This is a genomic window from Variovorax sp. 20P10.2.4, from assembly GCF_058244205.1.
This window is the reverse complement of record NZ_JBZAYE010000991.1, coordinates 1-1,874: the sequence shown is the minus strand read 5'-3', so window position 1 is coordinate 1,874 and position 1,874 is coordinate 1. Positions and strand designations below refer to the sequence as shown.

Annotated in this window: 2 protein-coding genes; both read right to left on the bottom strand. The window is 73.0% G+C overall.

The features are described from left to right. The coding region (locus AC27VN_RS40310) for a saccharopine dehydrogenase NADP-binding domain-containing protein (protein ID WP_490880337.1) at window positions 1-546 on the bottom strand (546 nt) is incomplete at its 3' end. After that, a partial coding sequence (locus AC27VN_RS40305) for a flavin monoamine oxidase family protein (RefSeq protein ID WP_490880336.1) occupies window positions 543-1,874 on the bottom strand: 1,332 nt, incomplete at its 5' end. The genes AC27VN_RS40310 and AC27VN_RS40305, both read right to left, overlap by 4 nt.

Here is a 1,874-nt window from a genome sequence, read left to right as displayed (position 1 = left end):
GATCGGCGCACCGCAGTAGGCGAGCACGCCCGCGAGCGTGGCCTCGCCGCGCGGCGCGCCCTGGGCCGGGGCGATGCAGATGTCGATGCTGCGGATGCCTTGCCAGCCGGCCGCGAGGTGGTCGACCACGGCCGAGGAGAGGGCCGGCACGGTGCTCGCGCCCGTGACGGCCGTGCGGCCCGCGCTGCGGAAGGCGCCGTCGAGCGCCGCGGGAAAGTCGCAGACGAAACGACGACCGTCGGCCAGGTCGATGTAGTGCGCGCCGGCGGCGGCCACCGCCTGTGGCACGCGGTAGTCCTGGTTCTGGAACGGGCCTGCGGTGTGGATGACGAGCTCGACGCCCAGCTCGCGCAAGCTCTGCACGAAATCCGGCGACTGCGCATCGACGCGAACGGCACGCGCCCCGCCCGCCAGCGCTTGCGTGAAGGCCGTCGCCCGTTCGAGATCGCGCCCGCCCACCAGCAGCTCGATGGCCGTATCGGCGGCCAGCGCGCGGCTGATGCGCGCGCCGAAGTTGCCGTAGCCGCCGAGCACCAGCGTCTTCATGCGAGGCTCGCTCCGGCCACATGCCCGCGCGTGAAGGCTTCCTCGAAGATCGAATAGCCCGACCAGTCGGCATGCGCGAACGACAGCCGGCCCGCGATCACGCTGCCGCGGTGGGCATCGTCGGGCGCGGTGCGCTGCGAACCGATCTGCGCCAGCAGGCCGGGCCGCGGAATCGCCATGGCATGCCCGTAGCGCGTGATCTCGATGCGCGTGGCCAGCGCGGGCAGGTCGGGGTGCGGCACCGAGAGCTCGGCCAGCAGGTCGTCGCGCCAGCCGGTCCAGGGCCGCTCGAGCAGCAGACGGCGGCCGTCGCCCGCGTCGTAGCGGCTCGGGCCCAGCGGTCGGTACCAACTGAGCACGGTGCCGCGCGGCGTGGGGTCGAGCGTCTGGTGGCGCGCATCGACATAGCCGAGGCCGCGCGTGCCGTAGACCACGTTGTCCCAGCTCGGCGCGGCACCGGGGCGATCGACCAGCGGGCCGCGCAGATGCACGTTGGCCACCAGCCAGGGCGCATGGCGCACGTGCGCCGCGGCATGCGCGAGCACCGCGGGCGCGTTCTCGACCACGCGCGCGGCGACGAACACCGGCAGCGCGACGATGCAATGCGCGGCCTGCCAGCGCACCAGCGATTGCGAGGCGGCATCCCAGGCATCGACCTCGACACCGCCGCGCACCTCGGCGATGCGCACGACCACCTGGCCCGTGCGCAGCCGTTCGCCCAGCGGTGCGGCCAGCTGCTTCGTGAGCCAGCCGTTGCCCTCGGGCCAGGTCAGCACGCCGTCGCGCTCAGGGTTGGTGTCGTTGGCGCTGCCCGACGGATCGCCGGGCGCGTGGAAGCCGTGCCGGCTCGCGAAGTAGTGGATGCCGGCCCAGGCCGAGACCTGCTCGATGCCCGCGCCGTAGTCGTCGCGGCAGCAGTAGTCGAGGTACCAGCGCAAGTGGTCGTCACTGAAGCCCTCGCGGTCGAGCCAGGCCGAGAAGGCCTGCGCATCGAGCGCCAGCAGCTCGGGCGTGACCGCGACCTTGAGCGTGGGAATGGCGAAGTGGGCCGCATGCTGAAGCGCATCGATGCGCTGCGCGAAGCGGCGGTACTGCGCCTGCGTGTCGGCGCCCACGCCATGCACCGGCAACAGGCCGTCCTGCCATTCGCCGTGGAAGAACAGCCGCTCCTGCGGGCTGTGGCACAGCGTGCGCTCGTCGTATTCCCAGCGGCCGGCCACGCGCCGGCGCAGGCCCAGTTCCTCGAGCAGGTCCTGCACCTCGCGCGCATCGTCGCCGGGCACCGGCAGGTAGTGCGCGCCGAGCGGGCAGGCGATGCCGTTGACCGT